Consider the following 16,273-nt stretch of genomic DNA (forward strand, 5'->3'; position numbering starts at 1 on the left):
TCGCCGGTGAGGCGGGCGAGTTCGGCCATCTCGGGGCAGGCTTTGGTGAGTTCCCGCAGGAGTGCGGTGTCCTTGTCGCGCAGGTTCTTGGGGCGGGTGAGCAGGAGCCGGGCGAAGCGCTGCGGGGTGGTGACCGGCTTGTCGCCCTCGGCGCGGCCCTGGGTGATGTAGCGGTAGAGCAGGTTGAGGCTGCCGGTGTATCCCAGCTCCTTGATCTCCCGGAAGAGTTGGAGGACGGGGACGGCCGGGTCTTGCGCGCGGCGGGTGCGCAGGTGGTCGCGGTAGGGGTCGACGAGCGTGGGCTTGTAGCGGGGTGCGCGGCGCTCTGCGGTGGGCTCCTTCATGCGGGCGTACCGCTTGACGGTGTTCAGGGCGACATCGAGGCGGCGGGCGCATTCGAGGAGGCCGACGCCTTGGTCGAGCAGATGGTGAACCCGCTGCCAGCGCTCGCGGGTGGTCTGCTCGCGTACGCCCCCGGGCCGGGCGGGGTTCACGGCGGTGGCCCAGCAGGCGGCGTGGGAGCGGACCTCGGCCAGGGCCTTGCCGCACAGGCTGCTCCACAGGTGCCACCTGTCGCTGACCTGCACCGCTTCGGGGAGGGCCTGACGGATCGCCTCGCCGTAGGAGCCGGAGCCGTGGCCAGGCGGTTGGTGCGGAGCTGGTAGCGCTCCACGACACTGGGAACCTGCTCGCGGAACGTCTGCCGCGGACAGCCGAGCACCGGGCAGACCAGGCGCTGGACCCGCACCGACGCCACGACCCGCCGTCCGTCCACTGGCACGTCCGCGACCACCCGCCCGTGGAAGCCATGCACCCGCCCCGTCGGCTGCCCGCAACCCGGGCACGGCACCGGATCGTCCCGGATCCGAGCCCGACACCGGATCGTCCCGGATCCGAGCCCGACACCCGGATGACCTCGCCCTCGTCCGTCACACCCTCGATGACGAGGGCCGACAGTCCGCTGCTATATACGGTCGGTCCGCCACAGGTTCGGTGTCCATGGGCGGTCGGTTCACGGGCGCTGGACAGATTGGCTCGCTGTGAGCCGGAATCGGGTGCGTCTTCGCAATCGTCGGGGAGCCGGCCGAGTGAGAGGCGGCGGAAGTCGCCGTGAGATTGCAGATGGGCGTGGTGCGTGGCTGCCAGAGTCCGGTGGAGTAGGTCAGGTGCTGCCCAGGGCCTGGGTGAAGTCTGATCCATTGGCCTCCCATCGGTCGACGTCGAGGCTGATCGGCTGTGCCGTTGGCACAGTCAATGGGACGACAGTTGAGCCATTGGGTCCCGAGGTGGTTATCTTTGTCCTATCCATGTACTTCGGCGCCGCGTAGCGCCGGACGGCGACGAGGCCGGGTCCGGACCGCGGTGCCTTCGTCGTGCCTGCTCGTTGTCCGCCACCCGGGATGACCGTGGGCAGGGCGCATACCACCGCGAGGGGGCGGCGCACCGCCGTGAAGAGGACGTTCGTGGCTCCGGACCCGGGGCGCTTGAGGCTGGGGAACGCGACCCGCGCTGTCGTCGGTGTCGCTGCCGCCGTCGCCGTTTCCGAACTCTGCGGGCTATCGCTCACCGCATCGATCACCGGAGGGCTCGCGGCACTGCTCGCCCTCTTCACGGTCACCGATGCGACCGTCCGTGACCAGCGGATCACCACCGCCCTGCTTCCGATCGCCGGCTTCCCCGTTCTGGCGCTTGCCACCACACTGCACGGCATCACCCCGGCCCGTGACGCCGCGTTCCTGGCCGTCGTCTTCTGTGGGGCCTATGCCCGCCGCTGGGGCCCGCGAGGCCACGCGCTCGGGATCTTCGCGTTCATGAACTTCTTCATCGCGCAGTTCCTGCACGCGGTTCCCGCTCAGCTGCCCGAGCTGTACACCGCCGTGGGCCTTGCCCTCTCCGTGGCCGGCGCCACGCGCTTCGTGCTCTGGCCCATCGAGCGTCACACCCCACCTGCGGCAGCCCCGCCGGCCCTGCCCGGCATCGGATTGGCGCGGCCCACCACCCGGCAAGCCTTCCAGGCCACTGCCGCCTCGACTCTCGCGCTTCTGGTCGGGCAGCTGCTCTCCGAAGAGCGCTGGTACTGGGCCGTCGGTACTGTCTGGTGGATCTTCGTCAACACGGCTTCTCGCGGCGAAACCCTGATCCGCGGTTTCCGCCGGGTCGTCGGAACTGTGATCGGTATCGCCGTCGGTCTGCTCGTCGCCATCCCGCTGCATGGCGCGCCCGCGCCGACGGCCGCCCTGGTTGCCGTCTGTGTCTTCGGCATCTTCTACACCGCCGCCGTCTCGTATTCCTGGATGATGCTGGCAGTGACGGTTATGGTCAGCTTGCTATACGGCCTGCTGGGCGTGCTGGACCCCGGCCTGCTCGGGCTCCGTCTTGCAGAGACCGGTGTGGGCGCGCTGTGTGCCGCGCTGGCCGTGGCCCTCGTCCTGCCGGTCACCACGCACGCCACGACCGATGCCTGGATCCAGCGGGCACTGCACTGCGTCCACGCGACCACCGCCGAAGCGACCGCTCGCCTCGCTGGAGACCCGAAGGGAGACCCGGCCCCGCACGCTGCCGAACTGGCATTGCTGCTCGGCCGGGTACGGATGGCACTTGCCCCGTTGATGCACCCTTTGACTCCCTTCCGTGCTCGGAAAGCCCGTGCCCGCCGGGTCATTGAGCTGCTCGACGACTGCGCTCGCGAAGTGCGGGGTCTGGTGTCCGTTGCCGGCGATCCTGTCGCGTCGCACGACGCCCGTCTGGCCGCTGCCTGCTGGCGCGTGGAGACCGCGGTCGAGGCGCTCACCGGCGGCCGGGACGTCCCGGCTCACGCGGACGGCCCGTCGGCGACGGAACCCGCACTGGCCCATCTGCACGGCCTGGAACGGGCCCTGACGGAACTCGCGATGCCGCTGCGGACATCGCCGCGGTCGCCGTTGGTGGGGACTTCCTGAGAAGGCGCGCCGACGCACACTTGGTCTAGACCTTCCGTGATCGACTGCTACCGTCACCCCGGACGGCACACGACGAGAGGGGCCAGCGGTGGCAGACAGCGGCAGGCGGCAGCGGCGGGCGTTCATCGGGTCGTTCACGGCGGCCGGCGGCCCAGGCATCGTGACGGCGGCCGTCGCCCCGGACAGCGGCGCGCTGACCGTCCTGAGCAGCGTGGACGCCGTACCCGACCCCGCGTACCTGGCCCTGTCGCCCGACGGGGACACGCTCTACTCGGTCAGTGAGACGGCCGACGGCGCGGTGGCCGCGTATCGCGTCACCGGGGACACGCCGGAGCCGGCCGGCCCGCTGGTGCCGGTCGGCGGGGACGGGCCGACCCATCTCAGCGTGTTCGCCGGACACGTCCTGACCGCCAACTACGGCTCCGGCAGCGTCACCGCCGTCCCCGTCCGCCCCGACGGCACGCTCGCCCGGTCCGCGTCCGGCGTCCTCCAGCACACCGGCTCCGGCCCGCACAGCCCGCGCCAGCAGGGGCCGCACGCGCACCAGGTGCAGCCCGACCCGAGCGGCCGGTGGGCGGTCAGCGTCGACCTCGGCACGGACTCGGTGCGGGTGTGCATGCTGGCCGACGGCGTCCCGGGGCTGCACCAGGAGATCGCGCTGCGGCCCGGCTCGGGGCCCCGCCACCTGGTCTTCCACCCGGACGGCCAGGGGGCTTACGTCCTCAACGAACTGACGCCCACCGTCACCGTCTGCCGTTGGGACGGTGCCGACGGCTCGCTCAAGCCGCTGGCCGAGACGCCGGTCCTGCCCGCCGCGCCGGCCGGGGACGCCTACCCGTCGGGCATCGCCGCCTCGCCCGACGGCCGCTTCGTGTGGACCGCCACGCGCGGCGAGGACGTGCTCTCCGTGTTCGCCGTCGAGGGCGAGGCCCTGCGGCTGGTCACGACGGTGCCCTGCGGCGGCCACTGGCCCCGGGCGCTCGCCGAGGCGGGCGGCTTCCTCTACGTGGCGAACGAGCGCTCCGGCGACGTGACCTGGTTCGCCGTCGACCCGCACACCGGCGTGCCCCGGCGCGGCGGCTCGGTCAGGGTGCCTGCGGCGTCCTGCGTGATCCTCGGCTGAGCCGGACCTCCGCCCGGCACGACGAAGGGCCCGCTCCCGTCCCGGAGCGGGCCCTTTCGGTCGTACGGCTGCGTCCGCCGTGCGCGCGTCAGCGCACCGGCATGCCCTGCGGCTGCTGCGGGGTGATCCCCAGCGCGGTCGTGTACTTGGCCAGGGCCAGCTTGCCGATCGCCGGGTACGGGCCGAGCGCCTCGGCGGCCGAGCAGCCCGCCTCCTTGGCGGCCTCCTCGATCAGCGCCTGGTCGATCTCCGGCCCGATCAGGTACGGCGCGAGCGCCAGCTGCTGCGAGCCCGAGTTCCGCAGCTGGTCGGCCACGGACGAGATCGAGCCCTCCTGGTCCAGGGCCGCCGCCATCACCGGCACGGCGAGGCGCGCGGCGAGCAGCATGCCGGTGATCCCGGCCGCCTGCACCGCCTCGTCACCGCCGACGGACGCCAGGATGATGCCGTCCGCCGCGGTCGCCACGGTGAACAGGCGGGCGCGGTCGGCGCGGGCCAGACCGGCCTCGGACAGTCGCACGTGCAGCGCCTCGGCGAGCAGCGGGTGCGGGCCCAGTACATCGGTCAGGTCGGCCGCGACCCGGCTGTCCATCACGGCCTGGCGGATGACGCGCATCAGCGCGCTGTCCGGGCCGGCGAGCAGCGGCACGACGACGGCCACGGGACCGTCGGGCTCCTTCACCTCCACACCGGCCGCGCGCGCCTGCTCGTAACGGGCCGCGCGCTCCTCGGCGGCGTGCACCAGCACCGACTGGAGCGTCGGATACTCCGAGAGTTCGGCGTCGTCCCCGTCGAGGTACCCGATCCGGGCATCGAGGCCGGGCAGCTCGGAGCGGGCGATGCTCACGACCTCCTCGACCAGGCTGCGCGTGGTGCTGCTCGGCGGGCCCGGCACCGCGAGGACGAGCGCGGGCGCGCCATCGGGAGCCGCCAGCGGCTCGGGACGGCGGTGCCGTCCGGGCTGGCGGGGGCGCGGCATTCGTACTGGCAGGCCGGACGCGGGCCCAGTGGGGGAACTCATGGCGCCGCATGTTACTGGCTTCTTGGGCTCCCCTGTTCGGGGAGGGTGCAGGTGAGCGGTATCCGTCCGGATATGTCTGTTGAGTTACGCGCGGATCGGAAGTGATCGTCACCTTTTCTGCACAGTCGAGGCGGCTTGTGACTGGTATCAGGCGCGCGCCCGGCCGCCCGCGACCACTTCCGTGGTCGTCACGCTCAGCAGCCTTTCGTCACTCGGCAGAGTGAGCGCACCGGCCGCCAGACCGGCCGCGATGCGGACCGAGCCGTGCAGCGGATCGCCCTCGGCGGGCACCCGCCGAACGTGCGGCAGCCGCTTGGCCACCTCCTCCTCCAGCGGTACGAGCAGCGGGTCCCCCAGCCCGAACAGGCCGCCGGTGAAGGCGACCGCGGGCTCGCCCGTGGCCGGGCACACGGCGGCGGCGGAGTCGGCCATGTGCGCGGCGGCGGCACGCAGGATGCCGGCGGCGACCGGGTCGCCGTCCGCGCAGGCGGCCACCCGCGGCGCGAAGGAGGCGAGCACGGCGGGCCGGTCCGCGCGGGGGTACACGGCACCGGGCAGGCCCGCCGCCGGCCCGAACATCTCCTCGGCGCAGGCCAGTAGCCGTGCGGAGCCGCCCTCCCGCCCGTCGTGGGCGCGCAGCGCGGCCTCCAGACCGGCCTGCCCGATCCAGGCACCGCCGCCGCAGTCGCCGAGCAGATGACCCCAGCCGTCCGCGCGACGCCAGCCGGTCAGATCCGTGCCCACCGCGATCAGACCCGTACCGGCGGCGATCACCGCGCCCGGCCGCGCCCCGAGCGCGCCCGCATAGGCGGTGACGGCGTCGGCGGCCAGCGCAACCGTCCGCACGCCCAGCTCGCGGGCCAGCGCGCCGGGCAGTTCGGCGCTCAGGGCATCGCCCAGCGAGGCCATCCCCGCCGCCCCGACGGCGACCGTGTCGAGCCGCGCCACCCCGGCCTCGGCGGTCAGCGCCCGTGCCATCGGCACCAGTTGCTCCAGCAGATGCCCGGGGTCGAGGCCGCGCTCTCCGGTGCGCACGGGCTCGCGTGACTCCCGCCGGGCCGCCGCGCCACGATCCGCCGACCCGGCCACGACCCGCAGACCGGAGCCTCCCGAGTCGACGGCGAGGTAGCCCGCGGAGCCGGTCACGGCAGGCGCCAGTCCACCGGTTGGCCGCCCTGCTGCATCAGCAGGTCGTTGGCGCGGCTGAACGGGCGCGACCCGAAGAAGCCGCGGTCGGCGGACATGGGGGATGGGTGGGCGGATTCCACCGAGGGCAGGCTGCCCAGCAGCGGGCGCAGGTTCCGGGCGTCACGGCCCCACAGGATGGAGACGAGAGGCTTGCCGCGCCCCGCCAGGGCCCGGATGGCCTGCTCGGTGACCTCCTCCCAGCCCTTGCCCCGATGAGCGGCGGGGCTGCGCGGGGCGGTGGTGAGCGCCCTGTTGAGCAGCAGCACGCCCTGCTGCGTCCACGGTGTCAGGTCACCGTTGGACGGCTGGGGCAGCCCCAGGTCCGTGTTCAGCTCCCGGAAGATGTTGATGAGGCTGCCCGGCAGCGGACGCACGTCCGGCGCGACCGAGAAGGACAGCCCCACCGCATGTCCCGGGGTCGGGTACGGATCCTGTCCGACGATCAGGACGCGGACGTCGTCGAAGGGTTGCTGGAAGGCCCGCAGGACGTTCGGCCCGGCCGGCAGATAGGTGCGTCCCGCGGTGATCTCCGCGCGCAGGAAGTCCCCCATCGCGGCGATCCGGTCGGCCACCGGTTCCAGAGCCTTCGCCCAGCCCGCTTCGACGATTTCATGCAAGGGTCGTGATGCCACGGGCGTCACCCTACTGCCGTAACGGCAGCGGCCGACAACCGGTGGCCAAGGCCCTGACGCAACGGGAGGCCAAGGCCCCGGCGCAATCCACGGCCGGGACCTGACGCACCCTCACCCGCCCCTCATCCGACGACAGCCGCCCGCACGCACAGCACGTCCGGCAGGTGCGAGGCGAGCAGCTGCCAGCTGTCGCCGTCGTCGGCCGAGGCGTACACCTCGCCGTTGCGGTTGCCGAAGTACACGCCCGCCGGGTCCGCGTCGTCCGTGCTCATCGCGTCCCGCAGCACCGTGCCGTAGTGGTCCTCCTGCGGCAGCCCCGCCGTGAGCGGCTCCCAGGTCCTGCCCGCGTCCGCCGTGCGGAAGACCCGGCAGCGCCGGCCGGCCGGCACCCGGTCCGAGTCGGCGTTGATCGGGAACACGTACGCCGTGTCCCCGCGGTGCGGATGCGCCGCCGCCGCGAAGCCGAACGTGGACGGCAGTCCCTCGCCGATGTCCGTCCAGTGCCCGCCCGCGTCGTCGCTTCTGTACACGCCCCAGTGGTTCTGCAGGTACAGCCGGTCCGGGTTCGCCGAGTCCCGTGCGACCTTGTGCACGCACTGCCCGAACTCCGGGTTCGGATCCGGCAGGAACACCGCGGAGACACCGGAGTTGGACGGGGCCCAGCTCGCCCCGCCGTCGGACGTGCGGAACACTCCGGCCGTCGAGACGGCCACCGTCACCGCGCGCGCGTCGCGCTGGTCGGTGAGCACCGTGTGCAGGCCCTCACCGCCGCCGCCCGGCACCCACTTCGACCGCGTCGGGTGCTCCCACAGAGGCCGGATCAGCTCGAAGGTCTCCCCGCGGTCCTCCGAGCGGTACAGCGCGGCCGGCTCCGTGCCCGCGTACACCACGTCCCGTTCCGCCGCGGCCGGGTGCAACTGCCACACCCGCTCCAGCGAAGCCCCGGTGTCCTGGGGGAACTTCACGGCCGGCCGGGACGGCTCCGTCCAGGTCCGGCCCAGGTCGTCGGAGTGGAACACGGACGGGCCCCAGTGCGCGCTGTCGCCGCCGGCCAGCAGCCGCGGGGTGGCGCCGCGGGTGTCGATGGCGAACGAATAGACGGCCTGTGCGTTGAAGTAGGGACTCTCGTCGAACTCCCACGTGCCACCGCCTCGCCGGCGCCCGATGAACAGGCCCTTGCGGGTGCCCACGGCGAGCAGTACCTCGGTCATGCCGATCACCTCCGCGGCGTCCTCGTCGACGCCTTTCTCTCGGTCATCGGCCAGTCTGCACCCCGGCACTGACAGTCACCTCTGGAGCAGGCTCCGCCGCAGGTCAAAGATGGTGTCGGCGATCCTGGGCGGGGATCCCGGGGAGCTGTTCCGGCAAGCGGCTGCGCGGGCGAGTGACGCATGGCACCGTCGGAATGAGGTACGTGCCGTGAGCATCCAGGCGCCTGCCGCCGTATGGGAGGACGGTCCGGGATGGTCGTGCGGTCATGAGGAGGAAGCCTTCGATGACGCTACGTGGTCCGAAGGTGTGGCTGTGGCGCTGGCGGTGCAATCCGCTCAAACGCCGCGCCGACAAGGTGGAGGCCTGGGTGGTGCTCGGTGCCGGTGTGCTCACGGTCCTCGCCGGGGTGCTGGCCGGTCTGGCAGTGAGCCGGTCCGTCGAGCACGGGCTGGCCCGGGAACGCGTCGAGTGGCGTCCCACCGTGGCACGGCTCGCCGAGCCGGCGCCGGGCACCCCGGCGAACGGATCCCGGTCCGAGGCCACGCACGTGTGGGCGAAGGCGCGGTGGACCGCCGTGGACGGCTCCTCGCACTCCGGCCAGGTCCGGGTCCCGGCCGGCAGCGAGCAAGGCACCCCGGTCACCGTCTGGACCGACCCGCAGGGCCGCCTGGTGACCAGGCCCGCCACCGCGTCCCAGGCCAACGTGCGGGCCGTGCTGATCGGCATCGTGGGCGGCGTGAGCGCCGCGTCCGTGCCCCTCTTCGGCGGCCATCTCCTGCGGGGCCGCCTGGAACGCCGCCGCATGGACCAGTGGGACGCGGAGTGGGCCCGCTTCGGTCCGCTGTGGGGGCGGATGACGGGCTGACGGCCACCGCCGGCGGTACCTGCGCCTACCCGCTCACCGGTACCTCCCGGCCCACTCGCAACAGCCGCTCTCGTACACGTCATGGCTGCGGTACCCGCCGGGGCCTGCCAGGTGCCGTCGTGGCGCGGCGAGTTCCGCGCGGAGCAGGTCGTGCTCTCGCCGTCCCCGCCGACCACGATGCCGCCCCGGTCCCGCACCTCTTCACGGGCGGCGAGCGCGAAGAGAAACGGAACGCAGGCGAGCGTCGAGTCGTACACGTCCCCCTGGTGGTGCACGGCGCCGTACATCCCGTCCAGCGCTCTCCCCCGCTCGGCCGGGTCGGCGGAGACCAGGCCCTTGAGCAGTCCGGGCACGTCCTCCGCGCTGCCGTACGCATGCCGCAGCGAGGCCCAGTCGACCTCGTCGATCCCCGTGCACAAGCTGTCCTCCCCGGGTGAAGTGGCACCTGCCCAGGGAGTCTGCACCACGGCACTGACAACGAAGCGGAATCGCCCGGCGACAGAGCGCGAACCGGCCTGCCAGTCGCCGTCCCACGCGCGCGTGGGTCGTGATCACCGCGCCCGGCCGACCGCCTCACCGCCTTCGCGGCCGTCGTACGCCACCTGCTCACCGGCCCCGTGCTGCCCCCGCAGTTGCTGTCCGCCGACTGGCCCGGTGCCGCTCTGCGCAGCAGTTACACCGACTACCAGCGGGAGATGATGCGTTCGGTGCGGGCGCAGGAGCGCGGGACGTGAGGCGGCGGCCGTACGAAGAGCCGTGCAGGGACGCTTCGTACGGCCGCCTTCACCGTGGGGGACTACCTGTAGGTGATGTCCGAGTTGGAGTACAGGCAGTTCTTGCCGTCGGGGCCGGACCCGACGGCGTCGTTGTTGTTGTACTTCTGGCAGGGGACGACCTTCCGGCCGCTGTCGTTCAGGATCGTGATCTTGCGCAGCGTTGCCACGTCGTTGCGGTTGACGTTGATGCCGACGAGCCGTGCGGTGGAGCCCGTTCCGGTCACCTCGATGTTGTTGAGGTTCACCTTGCGTGTGTGCTGCGTGGAGCAGTCGCCGCAGGAGCGGTACAGCGTCTTGAACTCGCTGACGGCGAAGTTGGAGATGTTCACGGTGCCGGGCCCGTTGTGCTGGAAAACCTTGTCGGCGGCCTTCTTGGCGCCGCCGCCGGTCACGGTGTAGGTGGAGCCGCCCCGGAAGGTGGCGGCGTCCTCGCCGACGTCCTCCCACCAGACGTTCTGCAGCGTGCAGCTGCCCGAGCAGTGGATGCCGTCGGCGCCGGGCTTGCCGATGATGAGGTTCTTCACCACCGCGCCGTCCGAGAGCTTGAGGATCGGGTCCTGGCCCTCCTCCTGGCCGTCCCCGGCCAGGTCCCCCGTGCCGTAGAGGCGCTTCATCCCGTAGTCCTTGATGCCCGAGACCGGGATGGTCTTCGAGACGCCCTCGCTGCCGTTGGGGGTGGGCCAGTTGGCCGCGCTCGCCGTGCCGGCACTGGTCGTCATGATCATGCCAATCGAGACGCCGAGCGCGGCCAGCACGCCGGTCAGTGCGCGCCCGCGGGTGCGCGGACGTGTCGCAGAAGTCATGTCCCGTTCCTTCTGTCGTGATGTGAGGGGTTGTTGTGCGGTGACGAGGTGTCAGAGCCTCCCTGCGAAGGTGCCGGCTCGCGCTTCCGTCAGGGGGCTGGTTGTGCATATATGTGACCTGTGTGTGTCATATTGAACACACGCAGAAGCGGCGTGGCTATTTGTGGGCCCGGCTAGGTCAGGCCGGTCACACTTCTGAACGGAACGTAGGTGGCAAGCGCTTTCTAGTCAACGCCTCTCGTAGAACTTATTCGGACAGTCCTGGTCATGGCCATGAAGAGTTGTGGGAGCGCTTCCATGGCATCCATGCCCATGCCACGATTGCTCTCCCGTTAGTCCCCGAGTCGCCTCAGAAAGGGACAACGATGTCCACCACCCCCCGCGCTACGGCGCGCAGACCCCTGCGCCGGACCCTGCTGGCGCTCCTCGCGGCCCTGGTGCCGCTGCTCGCGGCGACCGTGCTCACCGCGCCCGCTGCCGCCGCCCGGGACGGCGCCGCGGCCGTGCCCACCGCGACCCTCACCGAGGTCACGGACTTCGGCGCCAACCCCAGCAACCTGCGGATGTACCTGTACGTGCCGGACAACGTCACCCCCAACCCGGCGGTCGTGGCCGCGGTGCACTGGTGTACGGGATCCGGGCCGGACATGTTCAACGGCACCGAGTACGACACGCTGGCCGACCGGTACGGGTTCATCGTCCTGTACCCGTCCGTCACCCGCAGCAGCAAGTGCTTCGACGTCTCCTCGCCGCGGGCGCTGCGCCGCGGCGGCGGAAGCGACCCGGTCGGCATCAAGTCCATGATCGACTGGGTCACGCGCACCTACGACGCGGACACGAGCCGGGTGTTCGCCACCGGTATCTCCTCCGGCGCGATGATGACCAACGTCCTGCTCGGCGACTACCCCGACGTGTTCGCGGCGGGCGCCGCGTTCTCGGGCGTCCCGTTCGGCTGCTTCGCTACCACCGACGGCTCCGAGTGGAACAGCGCGTGCGCGAACGGGACCGTGACCCGCACCCCGCAGGCCTGGGGGGACCTGGTCCGCGGCGCGTACCCCGGATACACCGGCCCGCGGCCGCGCATGCAGCTGTGGCACGGTACCCAGGACGACGTGCTGCGCTACCCCAACTTCGGGGAGGAGATCAAGCAGTGGACGAACGTGCACGGCGTCTCCCGGACCCCGTCCGGCACCGACTCGCCGCAGCCCGGCTGGAACCGCACGCGCTACGGCGGCACGGGTGACCGGGCCCCGGTGGAGGCCATCAGCCTCCAGGGCGTCGGGCACAACCTGTACGCCCAGGGCATGGCGTCCCGGGTGCTCACGTTCTTCGGCCTCGACAGCTCGGGCCGGCGCCCCAGCCGCAGCCGGGCACCTGCAAGGTGACGGCCACCACCAACGCCTGGAACACGGTCTGACGGCCTCGCTGACCCTCACCAACACCGGCACGACGGCGATCAACGGCTGGAAACTCGTCTTCACCCTGCCCGCCGGCCAGACGATCACCGGTGGCTGGGGCGCGACGTACACGCCGGCCTCCGGCGCGGTGACGGCCGCCAACATGTCGTACAACGGGACGATCGCGCCGGGCGCGAGCGTGAGCATCGGCTACCAGGCGAGCCATGGCGGAAACCGTGCGACCGCGGGCGGCTTCACCCTCAACGGGACGGCGTGCACCGCTGCTTGACGGTGCCGGTGGCCGGAGGCGGGCTTCCGGCCACCCGGTGGGCGGATCAGTACGCTCATGGCGCCCTCCTCAGTTCTGCTGACCAGCCTCACCGCCTACTTGGCCCGGCCGCGAGCCCCCGGCTCAGACGGACCGGTGGTACTGGTCCGGCACCCGCACCTCGCCGCCGAGTTCCCGGGCGGCGTGCCGTGCCCACGACGGGTTGCGGAGCAGTTCGCGGCCCAGCAGGACGGCGTCCGCCTCGCCGTTGGCCACGATCTTCTCGGCCTGTTCGACCTCGGTGATCAACCCCACCGCGGCCACCGGCAGCCCCGACTCGCTGCGCACCCGCGCGGCGAAGGGCACCTGGTAGCCGGGGCCGACGGGGATACGGACGCCGGAGGCGTTGCCGCCGGTGGAGACGTCGAGCAGGTCGACGCCGTGGGCCCGCAGACCGGCGGCGAAGCGGACGGTGTCGTCCGCCGTCCAGCCGCCCTCGTCCAGCCACTCGGTCGCGGAGATCCGGAAGATCAGCGGCTTGTCGTCCGGCCACACCTCCCGTACGGCGTCGACCACCTCGAGGGCGAACCGGGTGCGGTTCCCGTACGAGCCGCCGTAGGCGTCGGTGCGGTGGTTGGAGTGCGGGGAGAGGAACTCGTTGATCAGGTAGCCGTGGGCGCCGTGGATCTCGGCGATCTCGAACCCGGCGGCGAGCGCACGGCGGGCCGCGTCCCCGAACTGGCCGACGATCTCCCGGATCTGATCCACTGTCAGCTCGTCCGGCACGGGGTGCCGCTCGTCGAACGCGAGCGCGCTGGGGGCGTACGGCTGCCATCCGTACGCCTGCGGACCCACCGGCGCGCCGCCCTTCCAGGGCTGGTCGGTCGACGCCTTGCGGCCGGCGTGCGCGAGCTGGATGGCCGGCACTGTGCCCTGCGCCGCGAGGAAGCGGGTGATCCGGTGCAGCGCCTCGACCTGGGTGTCGTTCCAGATGCCGAGGTCGTACGGGGAGATCCGGCCCTCGGGGCCGACGGCGGTGGCCTCGACGATGATCAGGCCCGTGCCGCCGGTCGCGCGGGCCGCGTAGTGCGCGAAGTGCCAGTCGGTGGGCGCGCCCGCCTCCGGGCCCGCGGGCGCGGCCGAGTACTGGCACATGGGCGGCATCCACACCCGGTTGGGGATCGTCACATCGCGCAGGGTGTAGGGCTCGAAGAGCGCACTCACGGCGGACTCCATTCGTCACGGGACCGGTGGTCGACTCATACGATAGGCATCGTAGTACGCCATCCGTCAAACTACGAGAGGTCTCGTACAAGAGAGTCGAGAAATACGAGAGCCCTCGTACAATGGGGGCTCCCGGACGAATGTGGAGCCGCCGTGACGACCGCCGCCCCCGCCCCCAGCAGCCGCGACCTGCCGCACCCGGCGCGGGAGGAGATCCGGCTGGAGACCGTGCTGCACGCGCTGTCCGACCCCATGCGGCTGCGGATCGTGCGCGAGCTGGCCGCCGAGAGTGCCGAGCTGTCCTGTTCGCACTTCGACCTGCCGGTCACCAAGTCCACCACCACGCACCACTTCCGGGTGCTGCGCGAGAGCGGCGTGATCCGGCAGGTGTACCGGGGCACGGCCAAGATGAACGGCCTGCGCCGCGACGACCTAGACGGCCTCTTCCCGGGACTTCTCGACACTCTCCTCGACGCCGCCGCCCGGCAGGCCGCCCGGCTCGGCGGCTGAACCGCCCCGTGCGGGCAGGTGGTTGAAGAGCAGGTTCAGCACGATCGCCGTCAGGCACCCCGCGCTGATGCCGCTGTTCATCACCGTCTGGAACCAGTCCGGGAACTTCTCGTAGACCGTCGGCACCCCGACCGGCAGCACGCCGACCGCCACCGAGACAGCCACGACCGTCAGGTTGTGGTTGCCCCTGAAGTCGACCTCGGCCAGTGTCCGCAGACCGCTCGCGGCGACCGTCCCGAACATCACCAGACCCGCACCGCCCAGCACGGGCGCCGGGATCGTCGCCACCACCGCGCCCAGCTTGGGCAGCAGACCGAGCAGGACGAGGATGCCGCCCGCGGCGGCGACCACCCAGCGGCTGCGCACCCGGGTCATCCCGACCAGGCCCACGTTCTGGGCGAACGCCGTGTACGGGAAGGTGTTGAACACGCCGCCGAGGACGGTGGACAGGCCGTCGGCGCGCAGGCCGTCCGAGAGGGAACGCGGCTCGACCTTGCGCCCGGTCATCTCGCCGACCGCGATGAAGTCACCGGTCGTCTCGGTCATGGTCACCAGCGCCACCACGAGCATGGAGATGATCGCCGAGGCCTCGAACGTCGGTGCCCCGAAGTGGAACGGCGTGCTGATCCCCAGCCAGTCGGCGTCGCCGACTCCGGCGAAGTCCGTGAAGCCGAAGGGGACGGCGACCGCGAGTCCGACGGCCATGCCGGTCAGTACGGCGACGCGGCCGAGGAAGGGCGGGGCGAAGCGTTGAACGGCCAGCACGACCGCCAGGACGAAGGCCGCCAGTGCGAGGTTCTTCGGCTCGCCGAAGTCCGGTGAACCCGCGCCGCCTGCCGCCCAGTTGCCCGCCACCGGGAGCAGCGAGACGCCGATGATCAGGATCACCGTGCCGGTGACGAGGGGTGGGAAGAAGCGGAGCAGTTTTCCGAAGACCGGGGCGAGCAGGACGATGGCGAGGCCGGCGACGATCACGGAGCCGTAGATCGCAGGGAGGCCGCCGCCTGTCGTGCCGATGAGCACCATCGGGGATACGGCGGCGAAGGTGCAGCCCTGCATGATCGGCAGCCGTACGCCGAAGCGCCAGAAGCCGATGCACTGGATGAGGGTGGCTATGCCGCACACCAGCAGGTCGGCGGTGATCAGGTAGGCCAGGTCTGCGGGTGGGAGCTTCATGGCGCCGCCGACGATCAGGGGGACGGCCACGGCGCCGGCGTACATGGCGAGTACGTGTTGGAGGCCGAAGGCGAGGAGGTGGCGTGCGGGTGGGACTTCGTCTACGGGGTGCATGTCCCAGACCGTAGGTCGTCTTGAACAGTTTGTTGATTTCGGGGGTGTTGCTGATTCGTCTCGGGTGCGGGTGGTGTGTGGTTGCTCGCGCCCACGCGGCGGAGCCGCATATCGATACAGCCCCGAGCCCCTTAGGGCGTGTGTCGGAAGTGGATCAAGTAGTAGCGGCGAGTTCGACGAAGTGGCGGCCTGTGCCAACAGGATCGGTGTGACGGCCGCCGGCGTCATCGTGGACCGCGAGTGCGAGACCGCGGCGGCGGGCGGCGGGGAGCGTTCCGACTCCGACGATCTCTCCGGGATCCCCAGCTCCCGCTGGCGGGCACGGACCTTCTGCACGTCGGTGGCTTCCAGCGGTTCGGACCATCCCCGTGCAGGACGTGCATAGAACGGCCAGCCCTGGCCTTCCCGCACGAACAAGGTGAGCGGCCCGTAGTCCTCGACACGGGCGCCGTGGCGCGGGACCGCGTCGTAGTACTCCTCGAGCCGGTCCAGCAATGCAAACAGGGCATCACCAACGCCACCTCATTTCGCGTAGCGGACCCGGTAGCCGGCCTTCTTGACCCCCTCGCCAGCTGGGCGGGCGAGAGCCCGGGACGGCCGTCGCGCGGGTACCAGCCGGCGAAGTCCTCGTCGTGCCACAGCGTGTCCAACGGTCCCGCACCCATATCGCCGTCGTGCCGTCCGGGTTGCTCGCCCGCGCGATCTGCGCGGTCAGAGAAGGGACTTGCTCACCGGAACCGGGACGGAGGGACAACCGACACCCCAACAACTACATCGGCCTTCGGAACAGCCCCGAGCATGCCCGTTGATCATGCTCAGGCGGCACCGGGAAACGCCAAGATCCCCGACAGAGTCAAGCTAGGGGGCGCTACTGCGCACGGCGTTCATGAGGGACTGCCAGTCGGGGAGCTTTACTGTGCCTCGGCCCAGTGATGCCCCTAGTGGTGTGTCGCTGCTTAATTACGGTGTGTCTGGTTGGGAGGTTGGTGTCTGGCAGATTCCTTCCCCTTTGCCAGACAGGGCTG

Annotated in this window: 11 protein-coding genes and 4 pseudogenes; 6 read left to right on the top strand and 9 right to left on the bottom strand. The window is 71.4% G+C overall.

Going from position 1 to position 16,273, the window contains the following annotated elements; all coding sequences use genetic code 11:
- Window positions 1–957, bottom strand: a pseudogene (locus H8R17_RS41415) (transposase family protein); the annotation flags it as partial.
- Between the two features lie 443 nt (window positions 958–1,400).
- Here H8R17_RS41415 and H8R17_RS41420 point away from each other — a divergent pair.
- Window positions 1,401–2,939 (top strand): FUSC family protein, encoded by a 1,539-nt coding sequence (locus H8R17_RS41420; RefSeq protein WP_187828357.1) that lies wholly within the window; start codon window positions 1,401–1,403, stop codon window positions 2,937–2,939.
- A gap of 88 nt (window positions 2,940–3,027) precedes the next feature.
- Window positions 3,028–4,062 (top strand): lactonase family protein, encoded by a 1,035-nt coding sequence (locus tag H8R17_RS41425; protein ID WP_187828358.1) that lies wholly within the window; start codon window positions 3,028–3,030, stop codon window positions 4,060–4,062.
- A gap of 88 nt (window positions 4,063–4,150) precedes the next feature.
- Here H8R17_RS41425 and H8R17_RS41430 read toward each other — a convergent pair whose 3' ends face one another.
- The 4 genes from H8R17_RS41430 to H8R17_RS41445 all read right to left on the bottom strand — a co-directional run bounded on the left by H8R17_RS41430 (window position 4,151) and on the right by H8R17_RS41445 (window position 8,183).
- Window positions 4,151–5,083 carry a sirohydrochlorin chelatase gene (locus tag H8R17_RS41430; protein WP_187828359.1) on the bottom strand — a complete coding sequence of 311 codons (933 nt, stop codon included), beginning with the start codon at window positions 5,081–5,083 and terminating at the stop codon, window positions 4,151–4,153.
- A 147-nt stretch (window positions 5,084–5,230) separates the two neighbouring features.
- The gene (locus H8R17_RS41435; RefSeq protein WP_187828360.1) at window positions 5,231–6,229 is read right to left on the bottom strand and encodes a BadF/BadG/BcrA/BcrD ATPase family protein; all 999 of its coding nucleotides are present in this window, start codon (window positions 6,227–6,229) and stop codon (window positions 5,231–5,233) included.
- Window positions 6,226–6,903 (bottom strand): uracil-DNA glycosylase, encoded by a 678-nt coding sequence (locus tag H8R17_RS41440; RefSeq protein ID WP_187828361.1) that lies wholly within the window; start codon window positions 6,901–6,903, stop codon window positions 6,226–6,228. The genes H8R17_RS41435 and H8R17_RS41440 overlap by 4 nt, the downstream gene beginning before the upstream one ends.
- 122 nt (window positions 6,904–7,025) lie before the next feature.
- Entirely contained in the window at window positions 7,026–8,183 is a 1,158-nt protein-coding gene (locus H8R17_RS41445; protein WP_187828362.1) for a sialidase family protein, read from the bottom strand.
- 215 nt (window positions 8,184–8,398) lie between these two features.
- Here H8R17_RS41445 and H8R17_RS41450 point away from each other — a divergent pair, with 215 nt between their 5' ends.
- Entirely contained in the window at window positions 8,399–8,980 is a 582-nt protein-coding gene (locus H8R17_RS41450; protein WP_187828363.1) for a hypothetical protein, read from the top strand.
- Window positions 8,981–9,153: 173 nt separating this feature from the next.
- Here the strand turns inward: H8R17_RS41450 and H8R17_RS48100 are convergent.
- Window positions 9,154–9,399, bottom strand: a pseudogene (locus H8R17_RS48100) (HEAT repeat domain-containing protein); the annotation flags it as partial.
- Between the two features lie 138 nt (window positions 9,400–9,537).
- Here H8R17_RS48100 and H8R17_RS41455 point away from each other — a divergent pair.
- Window positions 9,538–9,714, top strand: a pseudogene (locus H8R17_RS41455) (PaaX family transcriptional regulator C-terminal domain-containing protein); the annotation flags it as partial.
- Window positions 9,715–9,776: 62 nt separating this feature from the next.
- Here the strand turns inward: H8R17_RS41455 and H8R17_RS41460 are convergent.
- A complete protein-coding gene (locus H8R17_RS41460) occupies window positions 9,777–10,559 on the bottom strand; it encodes a pectate lyase (RefSeq protein WP_187828364.1) in 783 nt (260 codons plus the stop codon).
- 365 nt (window positions 10,560–10,924) lie between these two features.
- Between H8R17_RS41460 and H8R17_RS41465 the strand changes: the two are divergent.
- Window positions 10,925–12,245 (top strand): annotated as a pseudogene (locus H8R17_RS41465) (PHB depolymerase family esterase).
- Between the two features lie 123 nt (window positions 12,246–12,368).
- Here H8R17_RS41465 and H8R17_RS41470 read toward each other — a convergent pair.
- The gene (locus tag H8R17_RS41470) at window positions 12,369–13,448 is read right to left on the bottom strand and encodes an NADH:flavin oxidoreductase/NADH oxidase (RefSeq protein WP_187828365.1); all 1,080 of its coding nucleotides are present in this window, start codon (window positions 13,446–13,448) and stop codon (window positions 12,369–12,371) included.
- 153 nt (window positions 13,449–13,601) lie between these two features.
- Between H8R17_RS41470 and H8R17_RS41475 the strand changes: the two genes are divergently transcribed.
- Entirely contained in the window at window positions 13,602–13,958 is a 357-nt protein-coding gene (locus H8R17_RS41475; RefSeq protein ID WP_187828366.1) for a helix-turn-helix transcriptional regulator, read from the top strand.
- Here the strand turns inward: H8R17_RS41475 and H8R17_RS41480 are convergent.
- Window positions 13,881–15,248, bottom strand: a complete 1,368-nt coding sequence (locus tag H8R17_RS41480) for a nucleobase:cation symporter-2 family protein (RefSeq protein WP_187828367.1) — start codon at window positions 15,246–15,248, stop codon at window positions 13,881–13,883. The two genes, H8R17_RS41475 and H8R17_RS41480, sit on opposite strands and share 78 nt — an antisense overlap.
- Between the last annotated feature and the right edge of the window lie 1,025 nt (window positions 15,249–16,273).

Origin of the sequence: Streptomyces sp. TRM68367 (assembly GCF_014495685.1) — a bacterium.
Lineage (GTDB): Bacteria > Actinomycetota > Actinomycetes > Streptomycetales > Streptomycetaceae > Streptomyces.

Coding starts and splice junctions, on each gene's coding strand:
- H8R17_RS41420 (WP_187828357.1), top strand. CDS start 1,401: ATGACCGTGGGCAGGGCGCATACCACCGCGAGGGGGCGGCGCACCGCC.
- H8R17_RS41430 (WP_187828359.1), bottom strand. CDS start 5,083: ATGAGTTCCCCCACTGGGCCCGCGTCCGGCCTGCCAGTACGAATGCCG.
- H8R17_RS41450 (WP_187828363.1), top strand. CDS start 8,399: ATGACGCTACGTGGTCCGAAGGTGTGGCTGTGGCGCTGGCGGTGCAAT.
- H8R17_RS41460 (WP_187828364.1), bottom strand. CDS start 10,559: ATGACTTCTGCGACACGTCCGCGCACCCGCGGGCGCGCACTGACCGGC.
- H8R17_RS41480 (WP_187828367.1), bottom strand. CDS start 15,248: ATGCACCCCGTAGACGAAGTCCCACCCGCACGCCACCTCCTCGCCTTC.